The 16,617-nt window shown below is 66.6% G+C and carries 15 protein-coding genes; 8 read left to right on the top strand and 7 right to left on the bottom strand.

Annotated elements, in window-relative coordinates:
- Positions 1-48 precede the first annotated feature (48 nt).
- Positions 49-510, top strand: coding sequence for a vgr related protein (locus LZ586_RS07520; RefSeq protein WP_235079196.1), 462 nt, complete (start codon positions 49-51; stop codon positions 508-510).
- Here the strand turns inward: LZ586_RS07520 and LZ586_RS07525 are convergent.
- Both LZ586_RS07525 and LZ586_RS07530 read right to left on the bottom strand, forming a co-directional pair.
- A complete protein-coding gene (locus LZ586_RS07525) occupies positions 507-1,919 on the bottom strand; it encodes a hypothetical protein (protein WP_235079198.1) in 1,413 nt (470 codons plus the stop codon). The two genes, LZ586_RS07520 and LZ586_RS07525, sit on opposite strands and share 4 nt — an antisense overlap.
- 90 nt (positions 1,920-2,009) lie before the next feature.
- On the bottom strand, positions 2,010-2,429 hold the full coding sequence (locus LZ586_RS07530) for a cupin domain-containing protein (RefSeq protein ID WP_235079199.1): 420 nt from the start codon (positions 2,427-2,429) through the stop codon (positions 2,010-2,012).
- 297 nt (positions 2,430-2,726) lie between these two features.
- Between LZ586_RS07530 and LZ586_RS07535 the strand changes: the two genes are divergently transcribed.
- Positions 2,727-4,223, top strand: a complete 1,497-nt coding sequence (locus LZ586_RS07535; protein WP_235079200.1) for an alginate export family protein — start codon at positions 2,727-2,729, stop codon at positions 4,221-4,223.
- A gap of 111 nt (positions 4,224-4,334) precedes the next feature.
- On the opposite strand, the gene LZ586_RS07540 is transcribed toward LZ586_RS07535, so the two are convergent.
- Positions 4,335-5,795 carry a carbohydrate porin gene (locus LZ586_RS07540; protein ID WP_235079202.1) on the bottom strand — a complete coding sequence of 487 codons (1,461 nt, stop codon included), beginning with the start codon at positions 5,793-5,795 and terminating at the stop codon, positions 4,335-4,337.
- A gap of 161 nt (positions 5,796-5,956) precedes the next feature.
- Between LZ586_RS07540 and LZ586_RS07545 the strand changes: the two genes are divergently transcribed.
- The 5 genes from LZ586_RS07545 to LZ586_RS07565 all read left to right on the top strand — a co-directional run bounded on the left by LZ586_RS07545 (position 5,957) and on the right by LZ586_RS07565 (position 10,258).
- Positions 5,957-6,829, top strand: coding sequence for a CDP-alcohol phosphatidyltransferase family protein (locus tag LZ586_RS07545; protein WP_235079203.1), 873 nt, complete (start codon positions 5,957-5,959; stop codon positions 6,827-6,829).
- Between the two features lie 7 nt (positions 6,830-6,836).
- Complete coding sequence (locus tag LZ586_RS07550) at positions 6,837-7,928, top strand: inositol-3-phosphate synthase (RefSeq protein ID WP_235079204.1); 1,092 nt, start codon at positions 6,837-6,839, stop codon at positions 7,926-7,928.
- Position 7,929: 1 nt separating this feature from the next.
- Positions 7,930-8,643: an NTP transferase domain-containing protein gene (locus tag LZ586_RS07555; protein ID WP_235079206.1), complete on the top strand. Its 714-nt coding sequence runs from the start codon at positions 7,930-7,932 to the stop codon at positions 8,641-8,643.
- 162 nt (positions 8,644-8,805) lie between these two features.
- Entirely contained in the window at positions 8,806-9,411 is a 606-nt protein-coding gene (locus tag LZ586_RS07560) for a hypothetical protein (RefSeq protein WP_235079210.1), read from the top strand.
- Between the two features lie 61 nt (positions 9,412-9,472).
- Complete coding sequence (locus LZ586_RS07565) at positions 9,473-10,258, top strand: hypothetical protein (RefSeq protein ID WP_235079211.1); 786 nt, start codon at positions 9,473-9,475, stop codon at positions 10,256-10,258.
- 91 nt (positions 10,259-10,349) lie between these two features.
- On the opposite strand, the gene LZ586_RS07570 is transcribed toward LZ586_RS07565, so the two are convergent.
- The 4 genes from LZ586_RS07570 to LZ586_RS07585 all read right to left on the bottom strand — a co-directional run bounded on the left by LZ586_RS07570 (position 10,350) and on the right by LZ586_RS07585 (position 13,384).
- Positions 10,350-11,048, bottom strand: coding sequence for an SDR family NAD(P)-dependent oxidoreductase (locus LZ586_RS07570; protein ID WP_235079214.1), 699 nt, complete (start codon positions 11,046-11,048; stop codon positions 10,350-10,352).
- Positions 11,045-11,629 (bottom strand): hypothetical protein, encoded by a 585-nt coding sequence (locus tag LZ586_RS07575; protein WP_235079215.1) that lies wholly within the window; start codon positions 11,627-11,629, stop codon positions 11,045-11,047. Before LZ586_RS07575 ends, LZ586_RS07570 begins: the two co-directional genes overlap by 4 nt.
- Before the next feature lie 70 nt (positions 11,630-11,699).
- On the bottom strand, positions 11,700-11,957 hold the full coding sequence (locus tag LZ586_RS07580) for a hypothetical protein (RefSeq protein ID WP_235079216.1): 258 nt from the start codon (positions 11,955-11,957) through the stop codon (positions 11,700-11,702).
- Positions 11,957-13,384: a site-specific DNA-methyltransferase gene (locus tag LZ586_RS07585; protein ID WP_235079217.1), complete on the bottom strand. Its 1,428-nt coding sequence runs from the start codon at positions 13,382-13,384 to the stop codon at positions 11,957-11,959. Before LZ586_RS07585 ends, LZ586_RS07580 begins: the two co-directional genes overlap by 1 nt.
- 191 nt (positions 13,385-13,575) lie before the next feature.
- Here LZ586_RS07585 and uvrA point away from each other — a divergent pair, with 191 nt between their 5' ends.
- A complete protein-coding gene (gene uvrA / locus LZ586_RS07590) occupies positions 13,576-16,617 on the top strand; it encodes an excinuclease ABC subunit UvrA (RefSeq protein WP_235079222.1) in 3,042 nt (1,013 codons plus the stop codon).

Genomic DNA, 16,617 nt, shown 5'->3' on the forward strand with positions numbered 1-16,617 from the left:
CAGCGAAGCGGAGGTGACAAAGCCTCCGCTTCGCCGCATGCTTGGGCCATGCCCGCATCGCGCCCGCTGACCCCTGGGGAAACCCGCCTCGCCGCCTCGGTGTTCGGCACTGCGATCGACTATGCCCAGGCGCGCGTGGCCAACGCGAAATGGATCTTCTTCCAGCCGCGCAACACCACCATGGCGCCGCGCGGCACGATCCACTTCCACCCGCAAAGCGGCATCTACCACGAGGATTTCAGCCAGGCGCCGTTGGGCGTCCAGGGGCTGTTCGTGCACGAGATGGTGCATATCTGGCAGCACCAGCGCGGCATCTTCCTGCCGCTCAAGCGCCACCCCTTCTGCCGCTATGATTATGCACTCAAGCCCGGCCAGGCATTCGCCCGCTATGGCCTCGAGCAGCAAGCGGAGATCGTCCGCCACGCCTTCCTGCTGCGCCACCGCGCGATCATCCCCGCCGCGCCGCCGCTCAGCCAGTATGAGACGCTGCTGCCCTTCACGCCCGCTTAATCGTCGTTGGGCACCCGCACACCGGGGCGCAGCGGACGAGAGGGTCGCGCTTCTGGCACGACCCGCGGAGGCGGCGGCGAGACCGGGGCGGCTTCCGGCGGGCGGGATTGTGGAGCCGGGCGGTCGGGCCGCACTGGTGCCGGCTGCGTCACGCCGCTGGGCTTTGACGGCGCGGGTGTGGAGATCGGCGGACGCCGGCTCCAACCAGGCCGGCGCTCGGGCCGAACCGGTCGCCCGGCTTCGCCGGAACCCGCAGGCGCGGGCGAAGCGATCGGCGGGCGCTGCATCCAGCCCGGACGCCCCTGCGGACGGGGCGGCCTGCCAGGCACGACTCCACTCGAACCAGGCTCGGGCGCGGCGCCGGGCTGCGGCACCGGCCGCGGCCGATTCCAGCCGGGACGCGGAGTACCCCAGGGACGCGGTGGCCGCGCGACGTTCGGCGTGCCCGGCGTGGGGCCGGGTTGGACCACGGGCCTGTCAGGCCTGTCAGGCCGGTTCGGCCGAGGCGCCGAAAGCACCGGCGGCAGCGCCGGCACCTGCGGCTCGGGCCGCGAGCCGGGCCGTCCCGGAGGACGTGGACGATCGGGGCCCCCCGCCTCGGGCCGGTCCGGGCGGGGACGGACACCCTGGCGCGGCGGCTGGCCGGGCCGCACGTCGCCCGGGCGCCGCCAGCGCGCCGGCGGCGGCCCCTGGAAGCCGCCCTCGCGCCAGCGTCGGAACCCCTGCCCCAGCGCCTGCCGCCGCGACCGTTCGGCCTGCAACCGGTACCGCCAGTCGCGCGCCGCCGCGGTGTCGCGCTGCGCCCGCCATTCCGGACGCGCCGCAAATCCCTGATGCCACTGGTCTAGGAACCCGCCGAGATACAGGCTCGACTCCAGCCAGGCGCCGGTATCCACCGGTTGCGCCGATTGCGGCCGCATCGCCTGCTTCAGCTGCCGTGCGCGGTCGAACAGCGCCATGCCCTGCTCGTATCGCGCCATGCCGTCGACCTCGCCCAGCGCGGTCCCGTCGGGGCCATAGGCGATCACCAGCTCGCCATCCTCGAACGCGAAGCTCGCGCCCGGCTCCACCGCCAGGAACGGCACGTTGCTCCGCGGCTCGAAATAATAGCTGCGGATGCCCTCGGCGGCTTCCTCGACCAGGATCACATGCCCGTCGCGCAGCTGCCATGCCCAAGGCTCGACATCCTCGAAGGTGAAGGCGAAGTCGGGCGGGGAGTCGCCGATCGCATCCCACAACGCGTCGGCGCGATCAATCCAGGCATAATCCTCAGGCGCCCCGGCCCGTTCGGGCGCGGGATCGTCGCTCGCGGCCGAGAACACGCGCCGATCCTGGGCGGCGGCCGGTAACGCCGCACACAGCGCGAGCGCTACGGAAACGCCGCCGAGCCAGTTCCTGCGATCCGCCATGCATCCTCTCCCCGAAGCCTGATGCACGCAGCATTCGGCTCCGGGGGTGAATGGCACATGACCGGCGGGGCAGGAAGCGCGGGAAGCAGCTTACTCGCCGCCGACCAGCTTCTTGGCCTTATCGACCATCTTGTGGACGACGCCCTCTTCCGCGGCTTCGGCTTCTTCCTTGGTCTTGAACGCCACGCCCGCGGGCTCGGCGGGCGGCGCGTAGATCGAGAACAGCTTCAACGGCTCGCTGCCCTTGTTGATGATGTTGTGCTTGGCGCCCTTGGGAATCACGATCAGCCGGTTCGCCACCACCTTGGTGCGGCTGCCGTCGACCACCGCCTGGCCTTCGCCCGACACGAAGAAGGTCGTCTGGTCGGCGGGATGCGTCTCCTCGCCGATCTCTTCGCCCGGCGGGAGGTGCATCAGGACGATCTGGATGTTGTCGTCGAGATAGACTTCCTTCTGGAAGAAACTGTTCTTGCCCGCGGCTTCCAGCAGGTCCTTGTTGAATACGGCCATGTCGCGCTTGCTCCCATCCTAGGCGCTTCCAGAACCGGCGCCGTCCTTCGCGGTTCCATCGCCCAGCGCCCGCGCGGCGCTTCCGTAGAAGTACGCAGGCGGGCCCCTCTTGCGACAAAGTAGCCCGCGCCCCCTCTATAATGTGCGCAGATCCGCAACAGACGGACGAACGCGGGGCGTCGGGGGCAATTCTCGAAAAGACCAACCCAGGTCGCCAGGGGCGCTCCCCTGAATTTGGATTTCTGCATGCGCTTGCTTCTTTCCACTGCGTTGACTGCCCCGCTGCTTTTCTGTGCCATGACCGCTTCGGCAGCGGAGGTCCGCAAGGACGGTGCCGTGGCCAAGGAAGGCGAAGCCGCCAAGGATGGCGACAAGCCCGCGCAGAACTTCCCGGAAACCGCCACGGCCAAGCCCGCCGTGCGCACCCCCTTCGCCTACCCCACCGAAGCAGCCGGCGAAGGCACCACCACCGAAGGCTTCAATGCCCATCGCTGGGCCGAGGACTGGCGCAGCTACAAGGATCCGGCCAAGCGCGACGACGTCTTCGATCGGTTGAAGTACCTGCCGCTCGCCGGCGACGGCGCGGTCTATCTGACGCTCAGCGGAGAGGTTCGTGCGCGCTTCAATCACCTGACCAACCCTGGCCTCACCACCAATCCGGCTCAGGATCAGGAGCTGCTGCGCCTCGTCGGCGGCGCCGATCTGCATCTCGGCAAGCATTTCCGGCTGTTCGGCGAACTCGCCAGCGGCCAGATCACCGGCGAGAATATCGGCGTTCCCGCGACCAACCTGCGCAACGATCTGTTCGCGCAGCAATATTTTGCTGAGGCTACCGCCGATATCGGCCCTGCCGCGATCGGCGTCCGCTATGGCCGCCAGGAATTCTCCGATGGCGCCGCGCAGCTGGTATCGCAGCGCGACAACAACAGCCTGGCGCTGGTGCTCAACGGCATCCGTGGCTGGGCACGCACCTCCAGCCTGCGCGCCGACGTCTTCGACCTGAAGTTCACGACCCTCGGCAGCAAGGGACTCAGCGACGACAAGACCGATGACGGCCACCGCTTCTCGGGCGTCACCTTCGGCTATGCCCTGCCCAAGACGCTGTTCGGCAAGTCCAAGCTGTATTTCGACCCCTTCGTCTGGCGCTTCCGCAGCACTGGACAGAGCTGGGGCGGCGTCACCGCTACCGAAGTGCGCAACTATCTCGGCGCACGGCTTTGGGGCAGCGCGGGCGACTATACGATCGACTGGACCGTGACGCACCAGACCGGCAAGTTCGGGGTCCGCGACATCGACGCGACTCAGGTTTTTCTGGCGCAGAACGTCCTGCTCAGCCCGTCGCCGCTCAAGCCGCGGCTCGGCTTCCACTTCGACTATGGCACCGGCGACAACAGCCGCGGCACCGGCACGCTGGGCACCGCCGCTGCCCCGTTCGGCAATACGATCTACTTCGCCTACACCACTGCGATCGGCCCTACCAATCTCCGGATGATCGCCCCCACCTTCGCCTTCGCGCCCGCCAAGACGGTCAAGGTCTCGACCGAATATAGCTGGGCGATGCGCGACAACGTGAACGAGCCGGTCTATCGCGGCAACGCGTCGGCGTACGCCCGCACCGCCACGGTCGAAGGCCGCGACGTCGCGCAGCTCGCCCGCCTGCAGGTCGTGTGGAACCCGACCCGACGCCTGTCCTTCACCGGCCGCTACGAGCATCTGTTCACCGGCGAAGTCTTCGAACGCGCCGGCTACACCGACTATGACTTCCTCGCGCTCTGGACGAACTGGCGCTTCTGAGCTGGCTAAGCTCCGAGAACCAGATGCTCCTCCGTCACCCCGGCCTTGAGCCGGGATGACGGGGCCGTTCAAAGGGCATGTGGCGCTCTCGATCCTGAGAGCGCTTCCCACTTACAGCGTCAGTGCCGCCTTCAGCCCCACCACGCCGACATCGTCCGCCGAACGGATGCCGCCGGGATGGTGGATCCACTGGAGGTTCGGGCGGACCTCCAGCCATTCCGCCGGGTGGACGCTGTAGTAGAGCTCTGCGGCGTATTCGGCGTCGCGCACCGGCGTGCCCGGCAGCAGCCGGTCGCCCGCCGCCGCGCGACCGTTGACGTTGGTGCGCGCCACGCCCACGCCGATCACGTCGCCGGGCACCTGCGGCACGAGTCCCTTGTAGAACAGCCCCAGCGACACCTGGTTGTCGGTCACCGATGTCTTCCGGTCCGCTTGCGTCACATTGGCGAAGAACCCCAGGCCGGTCAGCGCCTTGCCCTCCTTCGACGTGCCGGTCAGCTGCTGCTGCACGGTCAGGTACACGCCATAGCGGCTCGACCGGCGCAGCGGGTCCAGCCCGGTGACCGGCGCGGGCTGACGGTCGCGATCGAAATACACGTCGTCGCCGTCCGCCGTGCCGATCCAGCCGCCGACCTTCACCGATCCGACATGCCCGTCGTCGCCGCCGCGCGACCAGCCCGCCTCTACCGGCACCAGCACTCCCGTCGCGCCCTTGAAGTGGCCGATGAAGAAATCGTTCTCCAGGTTGCGCGGATTGATCTCGTACACGCCGGCCTGGACATACAGGTCGTCGCGCACATCGGCATGCACCCGCCCGCCCCATTGGCTCACCGGCCAATTGTACCAGTAATCGCCGACCAGATTGCCCGGCTGCGCCCCGCAGAAGCTCAGATTCATGAAGTGGCACGAAAAGCCGGCGAAATCCTCACCCGGGTTAGTTCGGCCGATCTTCACTTCCACCCGCTCGCCGATCCGCTGCTCGTACCAGAACTGCGTCAGCCGCACCGTCTGCCCGCGGCCATAGATTTCCTGCACCTGTTGCAACGCGCCGAGCCCGGCCGAGCTCGTCAGGTCGCGCCCGCGCCGCCAGGTCAGCGTCGCCTGGAACGCCCCGCCGCTCAGCCCCATTACCTTTTCCAGGTCGAGCAGCACGCCGACGTCGAACTGCCCGGTCTCGGTCAGCAGCTTCCGTTCGCCGCCCGCGAAATTATAGCCGCTCTCCGACGCGTAGCGCGCGCTCACGCCGATACCTCGCTCGCCCAGCCGGGTGCGGATCTTCTGCCAGTCGCCGATCAGCCCGGGCGGCGGGGCGCTCTGGGTGTCGCCCGCCAGCGCCGATGGCAAGAGATCCCGGACGTGGACATAGCTGCGTGTCCTCTGGGTGCCGCCAGTGGCATTCGCAGCGGGACGCTGGGTGTCGATCTGCGGCGCCCCGGCCGCGGGCTTCAGTGCCTCCTCGGCGGGCGGCGGCGGCGCCCCGATGTCGACGTCTTGCGCTTGCGCCGCGCCGCCCATCGCCAGTGCCGCCGCGCCCCACATCGCTGCCCCGCGCCGCGCTGCTCGAACCCGCATGTGAACCTTCATCCCGTTGCTGAGGACCCGTCGCCCAGTCGCTAAACGCCGCCACACGGCAAAGTTGCCATCCCGTAACGAAATCGCCCCACAGTGCCGCTGCTGATGACCACCGCAAATCGCTTGCTGAGAAGGTGTGCGGCGCTGTAGGTGACAGACCGATGACAGCTCCTCCGCCGGACCGGTCACGGGATCGCCGGATCGAGGATCCGACGAATCTCTGGATCATTCACCCCGCAGGCCGTGCGCTCCTGCCGGGGTTTCTGGCGCGTGGGATTTCGGCGAACGCAGTGTCGCTGGGCGGGCTGGCATTGGGCACCGCTGCCGCGCTCTCGTACAGCCAGTGGCACGCCTGGCCGTTCGCGCTGCTCGGCCTGCTGTTTTCGGTAGGCTGGCTGATCGCCGATGGCCTGGACGGGATGATCGCCCGCGCCACCGGCACCGCCAGTCCGCTCGGCCGCGCCCTCGACGGACTGTGCGATCACGGCGTATTCGCGCTGATCTATGTCGTCCTCGCCATATCGGTCGGCACTACCGAGGGTTGGATCGTGGCCTGGGCCGCCGGTGCGGCGCACGCCGTCCAGTCGAACCTCTACGAAAGCGAGCGCGCGCGCTTTCATCGGCGGTGCAAGGTTGTCGCGGTCGCGCCGCCGCCCGCTCCCAGCCGCAACCCGCTGGTGCGGCTGTACGACCATGCCGCGGGCACGCTCGATCGTTTCGCTTATCCCTTCGACGACGCGCTGCGCCGCCAGGGGGACGCGACTCGCCTCGCCGACGCCTATGGCCGGCAGGCCACTGCGCCGATGCGGCTCCTGAGCCTGCTCACCGCCAATGTCCGGGTATCGGCGATCTTCCTCGCCTGCCTGGCCGGCAGCCCCAGCCTGTTCTGGTGGTTCGAGCTCGTACCGCTTACCATCATCCTCGTCATCGGCCTGATCTGGCACCGCGTCGTCGAGACGCGGCTCGTACAAGGCCTGGGCATCCCGCCCGGGCAATCCGCACCTTCTGAACAATCACCCACGCAAAGGACGTGAAGTAGTAATGTCGAGCATCAACATCGCCGTCGTCGGCGTCGGCAATTGTGCCAGCTCCCTGGTTCAGGGCCTTTCCTATTACCGGGAAGGCGCGAACGACACCGTCGGGCTGATGCACTGGGATCTGGGCGGCTACCGCCCCAGCGACATCCAGGTCGTCGCCGCCTGGGACGTGGACAAGCGCAAGGTCGGCAAGGACGTCGCCGAGGCGATCTTCGCCAAGCCCAACAACACCGCCATCTTCTGCGCCTCGGTCGAGCCCACCGGCGCCACCGTCCGCATGGGCAAGGTGCTCGACGGCGTCGCCGATCACATGGCCGAGTATAACGACGACCGCACCTTCATCGTCGCCGAAGAGCGCGAGCCGACCAAGGAAGAGGTCGTCGCCTTGCTGCGCGAGACCAAGACCGACGTGCTGATGAACTATCTGCCGGTCGGCTCCCAGGCCGCGTCCGAGTTCTACGCCGAATGCGCGCTCGAAGCCGGCGTCGCCTTCGTCAACAACATCCCGGTGTTCATCGCCAGCAACCCCGAATGGGCGCAGCGCTTCACCGATGCGGGCGTCCCGATCATCGGCGACGACATCAAGGCCCAGCTCGGCGCCACCATCGTCCACCGCGTGCTGACCGATCTGTTCGCCAAGCGCGGCGTCAAGCTGGAGCGCACCTACCAGCTCAACACCGGCGGCAACACCGACTTCCTCAACATGTCGAACCACCGCCGCCTGGCGTCCAAGAAGATCTCGAAGACCGAGGCCGTCCAGTCGGTCGCGGCCGAGCGCCTCGACGACGAGAACGTCCATATCGGCCCGTCCGACTATGTACCGTGGCAGAACGACAACAAGATCTGCTTCCTGCGCATGGAAGGCTCGATGTTCGGCGGCGTGCCGATGAACCTCGAACTGCGCCTCTCGGTCGAGGACAGCCCGAACAGCGCCGGCGTCGCGATCGACATGATCCGCTGTGCCAAGCTCGCCAAGGATCGCGGCATCGCCGGCCCGATCGACGCCGCCTCGGCCTATTTCTGCAAGCATCCGCGCACGCAGATGACCGACGATCTCGCCCAGCTCGCGGTCGAAGACTTCATCGCCGCCGCCTAAGGTGATCGACACTGCGATCCTGCTCGCGGCGGGCGAAGGCAGCCGCCTTCGCTCGGCCGCTCCGTTCAAACCGTTGTGCCGGGTGGGCGGGCATACCCTGCTCGCCCATGCCCTGCACGGGCTGGCGCAGGCGGGGCTGTCGCGGGCGGTGATCGTGCTCGGTTACGGCGCCGACAGTATCGAGGCGCATCTGCGCGCCCGGCGCTGGCCGATCACGATCGAGACGGTCCGAACCAAGGATCATCTCAAGCCCAACGGCACCTCGGTGCTCGCCGCCGAACCCCATGTCGCCGGCGGCGAGGCGCTGCTGGCGATGTGCGACCACCTCGTCGACCCCGCCCTCTACGCCCGCATGGCCCAGGTCGGCGCAGGCGGCGGCACCCGCCTCGCCATCGACCGCCGTCTTGGCAGCGACTGGGTGGACCTGGACGACGTCACCCGCGTCCAGACCCAGGGCGAGCACATCGTCGCCATCGGCAAGGGCCTGGAGCCCTATGACTGCTTCGACGCCGGTGTCTTCGCGATGGGCCCGGCGCTGTTCGCCGCTTTAGGCCAACTCGCTGCCCCCTCGCTCACCGAAGGCATGCGCGTCCTCGCCGCCGTCGGCGCGGCCATGGTCACCGACTGCAGCGATCTCGACTGGATCGACGTCGACGACCAGCCGGCGCTGGACAAGGCGGAGCGCTGGCGTGGGATGGCTGTCGCTCGGGCGTAATCAGGCCCTCGTGCCCATCCCTGACGCGCTCAGGTAGCCAATAAAGTTGTCTCCGATCTGCTAGCCGACTGCTGGCCAATTTACCTGTTCGTAAAGGCTCTCCGATCCGCATCGTGTCTCGACTGCTTGCCACGGGGACAGGAGCTGGCGCATGTTTGCTACGTGGGCGAGCGGGATGATGGGACCTTGATTAACACCTATGGGGATCGACTAATCGAGGAAGAGCTTTCCTTCGAGCCGGCGGGGCTCGGACGCTTCCTCCGCGAAGACTCCTCGGGGCTCGCGGGCGATGATAGCTTCGGCTTCTTCGCCTATTCTTACGCTCGGGCTTTTGAAGTGCTGTTTGAGGCGGCCATGAAGCGTCCGCACCATCCGATGCTGATGCATCCGCTGCTGCTATTGTGCCGCCATTCCATCGAGCTATCCTTGAAGGAAGGCCTGCGACAGTTGGCTACGTTCAACGGCGGGTCCGAAAGGAAAATCACTCACAACCTAGAAACGCTGTGGGCTCAGCTTCGCGCGGCCCTCCGGGAAGCCGGGCTTGAGGCAGACGATGATTATACGGCCCTCTGCACCGAAGCAGTCACCCTTCTTCACGGGCACGACCTTCGAGGCGACCGCTTTCGTTACCCGGAGAGCACCACCGGATTCGCTTTCGCAAGCACGCTCACCGACCTCGACGGTCTTTTTAAGGCTCATCATCGCGTGACGACCTACTGCGGCTCGATCGGCGACATGCTCGCCGAAATGTCTCCTCCGGCATATTGATGTAGGCCACTAAGAGATGCCGACATCTTACGAGCCTGAGCCGCTAATTAGCGCTGCCGACATGAAGGTGGTCGAGCGGGTTCTAAACATGCGGACCGGCTACGTGCTCGACATGAACAACAATGACTTCGACGCCTTCATTGCGCGCGAAGTTGGAGTAGACGCGACCGCACCACGGTATGCCGAGGACGGTGAATCCAAGGCGAAGCGCTTGCGGCGGATCCTACCCTCACTGTCAGCCGAGATGCAGGCGAAGCTGCTTCGAGCCTTCCTTAAATATCGAGATGGACCCGGACGGGATAGCCGAGTGGACTTGCTCGATCAGGAATGGCGAGACGCTTACGAAGAGGTGATCGCTGGCCTTGAGGGGCTAGTCGCATCGGAGAAAACGGAACCGATCCCAGCAAGTTCATGGACTGGCGTGCGCACCTTCCGCGAGCAGATCGTGGTCGTCCGCGGACTGGTACCTCTTGCATCAGCCGAGATCGACGCGCTCGCTCGCCTGGTCGAGGAGCGGCGGTTCAACGATCCCGTCACGGCGGATGCAGTGGCGTGCCTGCGAGAACTTCATGCCCAGCTTGGCAAACTGCTCGCGGCTGTCGATCGTGGATCGCTAACCAAAGAGGCGGTCGCGGCGATCGAAGCGAATAGGATCGCGCTAGTGCAGAAAATCCGGGAGGGAGCAAAGATCGCAACAGTCGCGCCGGTAATGACGCTTGGCCTTGTACATATGCTGTCGCTGCTGACGGGCGTAGCTATCGACAGCACGATGATCACCGGCGTATTCCAAGCCTTGGTCGCAGCGGATGTGCTGAAGCCCTTGATCAAGAAGTCGTCTTTGGGCTGACGTAGAGGTCCGCCGCTTATAAAGGGGGCGGACGTGATAACTACCCCCCTGCGCTGATGGTGGCCAGGGACTTCAATACACCCGACACGGCTTAGAACGCCACTTCCTTCCCCTCATAATCAAACAGCTTCCCGCTATCCGGCACCTTCAGTTCCTCGATCACGTCAAGCAACTGCATCGCGGCACGGTCGGGAGTGAACAGCCGCCCCGCCTGCACATTGCCCTGGAACGGCTTCGACAACTCCGTGTCGACCGTGCCCGGATGCAGCGCCACCACGATCGCGCGGCTGCTGCGGCGGCGCTCCTCGATCGCCAGCGTGCGGACCATCATGTTGAGCGCCGCCTTCGACGCGCGATAGCCGTACCAGCCGCCGACCTGGTTGTCGCTGATCGACCCCACCCGCGCCGACAGCGCCGCAAACACCGCGCGTCCGTCCTTGGGCATCAGCGGCAGGAAATGCTTCGCCACCAGCGCCGGGCCGATCGTGTTGACGGCATAGACCTGCGCCAGCCACGCCGCGTCCAGATCGCGCGCCGCTTTCTCCGGGCCATGGCCCTCCGCGTGCAGCACTCCCGTCGCGACGATCACCAGCCCGGGCGCCGGCCCCTTCGCGACCAGCGCCGCCGCGGCGGCGATGCTGGCTTCGTCGAGGAGGTCCAGATGCTGCGCCCCGCCGCGCGACCGGGCAAAGCCGTGCACCACGCCGAACGCGCCTTCCTCAACCAATGCCGCTTCGAGTGCGCCGCCGATCCCGCCGGAAGCGCCGATGATGACTGCCGAACTGTTCATCGCCGCGCTCCTAGACCGCTATCGCCGACCATGCCAGACATCCCCTCGCCCCGCTCCAGCGCCGCATACAGCGCCATCCAGCGCGGCGTGATCGCGTCCAGCCGCGCCTGGTCCTGCGGCGTGATCGCATGCTCCACCCCCGGCTCGCCATAGGCGTTCAGGATCGCCGCCCGCTCCCGCGCCACCGCGACATACGCCTCGGCCACTTCATTGCCCGCCTCCGCCCCCAGCACATTGGGCCGATACCGCGCGGGATCGAACACCGCGCCGGGATCGCTCAGGAACAGCGTGCGGGTCTGCCCGTACAGCATCGGCGTCACGTCGATCAGCGTGCCGTCGGGCCGCCGCCAGATGCCGTGATGCTCGGCCTCGAAATAGCGCCCCGGCCAGCGCCAGATCGCCCAGCCATAGGCCACTTCGCCTCCGCTCCGCGCCACCGCCGCCGCGGCATTGTCGAAGCAATAGGCAACGCGCGCACCCTCGCCCGGCACCACGTCGACATAATCGGGCACGCCCGGCGCCACCGTGGCGCAGAACGCCAGCACCGCCGCGTCGATCACCTGCGGAGTATCCGTACCCAAACACCTGCTCCTGCGCGCATCCAACCCCGAGCACTTCGGCGCAACCGGGCCATCTCGCAAGGCCGTCTGCCTACAGCAAGCTGGCCTGCGCGCCCGGCTGGTGCGAGGCCCGGGTCTCGACGCGCGCCGCCCGGCGATTGGGGCTCACCAGCGGCGGCAGCTTGGGCTTCACTCCCCGGAACAGCTCCGCCAGCGTGAAAATCTGCAGCCGCGGAAAGCGGCCAAACTCCATCTCGGCCAGCCCGTGCGCCGCGGCTTCTTCCTCCATGCCGCGCGTCGGCAATCCGGCACAAACGAACAGCCCCAGGCTATGCTTGTCCCGCTGCATCACGCCCAAAGCTCGCGCACCATTGCCGGGTTGATGTGGTTGCCGGCCTTGACGGAGATCACCCCCGTCTCGGCCTTGGCGCCGCGTCCGAGATAATAGAAATACCCGTCGACGCCCTTGTCCCCGCCCTTCTTGCCGCCCATCCACGGCCACCCACCCAGCTTCAGCGTGATCCACGCCTGGAACTGGTGCGGATCGTCGCGCGCGAGCCGCTGGGCCGAGGCGAGGTCGCGCGGCACGCCCACCGTCTCGAAGTCGACGCCGTCGCCATAGCCCTCCCGCAGCCGCTTCTCGATCAGCCCGATCGCCAGATGCGTGACGTCAATCCCGATCCACCGCCGCCCCAGCTTCTGCGCCGCATCGACGGCCGTGCCGCACCCGCAGAACGGGTCGAGCACGACATCGCCGGGATTGGAGGAGGCGGCGATGATCCGCTCGAGCAGGGCGCGCGGCTTCTGGGTGGGATAGCCGAGCCGCTCGGCGCTCGCCGCCTGTAGCGGTGGCAAGTCAGTCCAAACGTCTGCCAGCTTTCGGCCGCCTTGCTCACGAAGGTAATGCTTTCGAGCTATCCGCCCGTCGTGCGATCGAGGAAACGCTAGCCGCCCCTCCGCCTCGAGCCTTTCCATCACATTCCGGCTAACTCGCCAGCCCTTTGCGGGCGGTAGGTAGCCGTTGTATTCGTACGTCAAATTCGGTCGCGGATTTGGGCTGTCCAAGGGCGCGAGACGATAAGGGCCTCGACCATCTTGGTCATCCAGTCGAAACCGGGCAGTATACGCCTCGTCTTTGATCGCGAAGACGGGCCTCATCTGCGCCAGTGCTGATTTAGCATAGAACAAGACCGTGTCGTGAACGGCACCAAACTTGTTCTTCGCATCGCCCTTAGCAGTCGTCCGCTGCCAAATGATCTCGTTCCTGAAATTGTCGGCCCCGAACACCGCGTCCAGAACCCACTTTAAATAGTGGCTCGCCGTCGGATCGCAGTGCAGGTACAGGCTCCCGGTCGGCTTCAGCACCCGGTGCAGTTCCACCAGACGCACCGCCATCATCGCCAGATAAGCCAGCATCGCGTTGGTGCCGATCGACGCGCGCATCGCCTGCATCAACGTATGCAGCGCATGGTTGCCGCTATGGGTGATGTCGAGCAGCGCCTCCTCGGCGGCAGGTCCCCACACCCACGTGTCGTCGAACGCCTCGATGCTGGCGTCGGCGCCTGAACCCGTCGGCGACTTGAACAGGATATTGTAGCTGGCGTTCGAATTGAACGGCGGGTCCAGGTAGATCAGGTCGACGCTCTCGTCCGGAACATGCTCGCGCAGCACGTCGAGATTGTCTCCATAATAGAGCTGGCTCACCGCGTCGTCTCTCCAATGACGGGACACGGTGCGAGGCGGTACTCGATCAAAACGTGAACGGTTGACGAACATTGTCCGTTACGGAGCGGCGCTCCCCTCCCCAAGACCCCACAACAGCATGGGCAGCGAGGGCCCGCAGGCCAGAACAGGTAGGTTCGTTTCGGGTCTTTCGGTTCGCCAAGTCACCGCGCTGGCGAAAGTGGATCCCCCTCCCTATCTCACCCCTCTGGAACTCCCTTCGGAACAAAGCTAGAACCCACCGCATGGCACTTACCACCATCTCCGTCCGCGGCGCGCGTGAGCACAATCTCAAGGGCGTGGACATCGACATCCCGCGCGATACGCTGACGGTGATCACCGGCCTGTCGGGCTCGGGCAAGTCGAGCCTCGCCTTCGACACCATCTATGCCGAGGGGCAGCGCCGCTATGTCGAGTCGCTGAGCGCCTATGCGCGCCAGTTCCTCGAAATGATGCAGAAGCCCGATGTCGATCATATCGAGGGCCTCTCCCCCGCCATCTCGATCGAGCAGAAGACCACCAGCCGCAATCCGCGCTCGACCGTGGCGACGGTCACCGAAATCTACGATTACATGCGGCTCCTCTGGGCGCGCGTCGGCGTGCCGTACAGCCCCGCCACCGGCCTGCCGATCAGCGCCCAGACCGTCAGCCAGATGGTCGACCGCGTGCTGGCCCTACCCGAGGGCACGCGCCTGCTCCTCCTCGCCCCCGTCGTGCGCGGCCGCAAGGGCGAGTATCGCAAGGAACTCGCCGAATGGCAGCGCGCCGGCTTCCAGCGCGTCCGCATCGACGGCGAGATGTACCTGATCGAGGAAGCGCCCGCGCTCGACAAGAAGTACAAGCACGACATCGAAGTGGTGGTCGACCGCCTGGTCGTGCGTGACGACATCGCCACCCGCCTGGCCGAAAGCTTCGAAACCGCGCTCAAGCTCGCCGAGGGCCTGGCCTATGTCGACCTGGTCGACACCACGGTGGAAGCCCTCGCTTCTTCTTCCCCCCTCCCGCCTGCGGGAGGGGCCGGGGGAGGGTCAGTCCGCGAAGCACCCCAGACCTTTGCCGCAGAAAGCGCAGACTCACCCTCCCCTAGCCCCTCCCGCAAGCGGGAGGGGAATAGCGGAGGCATGAAGAACACCGGCATCCCCGACAACCGCATCGTCTTCTCCGAAAAGTTCGCCTGCCCGGTCTCCGGCTTCACCATCCCCGAGATCGAGCCGCGCTTGTTCTCGTTCAACGCCCCCCAGGGCGCCTGCCCGGCCTGCGACGGCCTGGGCGAAAAGCTCGAATTCGACGAGGATCTCGTCGTCCCCAACCACGAGCTGACGATCAAGAAGGGCGCGATCGTGCCTTGGGCCAAGTCCAACCCGCCCAGCCCCTATTACATGCAGGTGCTGGGCTCCCTCGCCCGCGAGTTCGGCTTCAGCCTCGACACCAAATGGAGCGAGCTGCCCGAAGAGCATCGCTACGCCATCCTCCACGGTACCCGCGGCAAGCCGGTCACCCTCACCTTCGTCGATGGCAAGAAGTCCTACGACGTCAAGAAGCCGTTCGAGGGCGTGATCGGCAATCTCAACCGCCGCATGCTCCAGACCGAGAGCGCGTTCATGCGCGAGGAGCTGAGCAAGTACCAGGCCGCGCATCCGTGCGAGACCTGCGGCGGCGCCCGCCTCAAGCCCGAGGCCCGGGCGGTCAAGGTCGCCGGCGAGGACATCAGCCACGCCACCCACCTCTCGGTGGTCGACGCGCTCGCCTGGTTCGCCAAGCTGCCCGAGACGCTGACCCCGCAGCAAAAGGAAATCGCCCGCGCGATCCTCAAGGAGATCGACGAGCGCCTCGGCTTCCTCAACAATGTCGGCCTCGATTACCTCAACCTCGATCGCACCTCGGGCACGCTGAGCGGCGGCGAGAGCCAGCGCATCCGCCTCGCCTCCCAGATCGGCAGCGGCCTCTCGGGCGTGCTTTACGTCCTGGACGAGCCCAGCATCGGCCTCCACCAGCGCGACAACGACATGCTGCTCAAGACGCTGCGCCGCCTGCGCGATCTCGGCAACACCGTGATCGTCGTCGAGCATGACGAGGATGCGATCCGCACCGCCGATTACGTGATCGACATGGGCCCCGGCGCCGGCGTTCATGGCGGCGAAGTCGTCGCGCAGGGCACCCTCGCCCAGGTCCTCGCCACCGAAGGCTCGGTCACTGCCGACTATCTCAACGGCACCCGCGAAGTCCCGCTCCCGGCCAAGCGCCGCAAGGGCAATGGCAAGAAGCTCACCGTCCACAACGCCACCGCCAACAATCTGCGCGGCGTCACCGCCAGCATCCCGCTCGGCACCTTCACCTGCATCACCGGCGTCTCGGGCTCGGGCAAGTCGAGCTTCACGATCGACACGCTCTATGCCTCCGCCGCGCGCACGCTCAACGGCGCCCGCGTCCTCGCCGGCAAGCACGACAAGATCACCGGGCTCGAGCATTGCGACAAGGTGATCGACATCGACCAGTCGCCGATCGGCCGCACCCCGCGCTCGAACCCGGCCACCTATACCGGCGCCTTCACCCAGATCCGCGACTGGTTCGCCGGCCTCCCCGAAAGCCTGGCGCGCGGCTACAAGCCCGGCCGCTTCAGCTTCAACGTCAAGGGCGGCCGCTGCGAGGCGTGCCAGGGCGACGGCGTGCTCAAGATCGAGATGCACTTCCTCCCCGACGTCTATGTCGAGTGCGACGTCTGCCACGGCGCGCGCTACAATCGCGAGACGCTGGAAGTGAAGTTCAAGGGCCACAGCATCGCCGACGTGCTCGACATGACCGTCGAGGACGCGCACGAATTCTTCAAGGCGGTCCCCCCGATCCGCGACCGCATGGCGATGCTCGCCGAAGTCGGGCTGGGCTATGTCAAGGTCGGCCAGCAGGCCACCACCCTCAGCGGCGGCGAAGCCCAGCGCGTAAAGCTCGCCAAGGAACTCGCCCGCCGCGCCACCGGCCAGACGCTCTACATCCTCGACGAGCCCACCACCGGCCTCCATTTCGAGGACGTCCGCAAACTCCTCGAAGTCCTCCACGCGCTGGTCGAACAGGGCAACACCGTGGTGGTGATCGAGCATAACCTCGACGTCATCAAGACCGCCGACTGGGTCCTCGACCTCGGCCCCGAAGGCGGCGTCAAGGGCGGCGAGATCGTCGCGCAAGGCACCCCGGAGACGGTGGCGAAGGAACCGCGCAGCTTTACGGGGAAGTATCTGGCGCCGTTGCTGAAGCCTCGGAAGGTAGGGACGGAGGCCGTGGCGGCGGAGTAA

This window comes from Sphingomonas sp. S2-65, assembly GCF_021513175.1.
In the GTDB taxonomy this organism is placed as follows: Bacteria; Pseudomonadota; Alphaproteobacteria; order Sphingomonadales; family Sphingomonadaceae; genus Sphingomonas.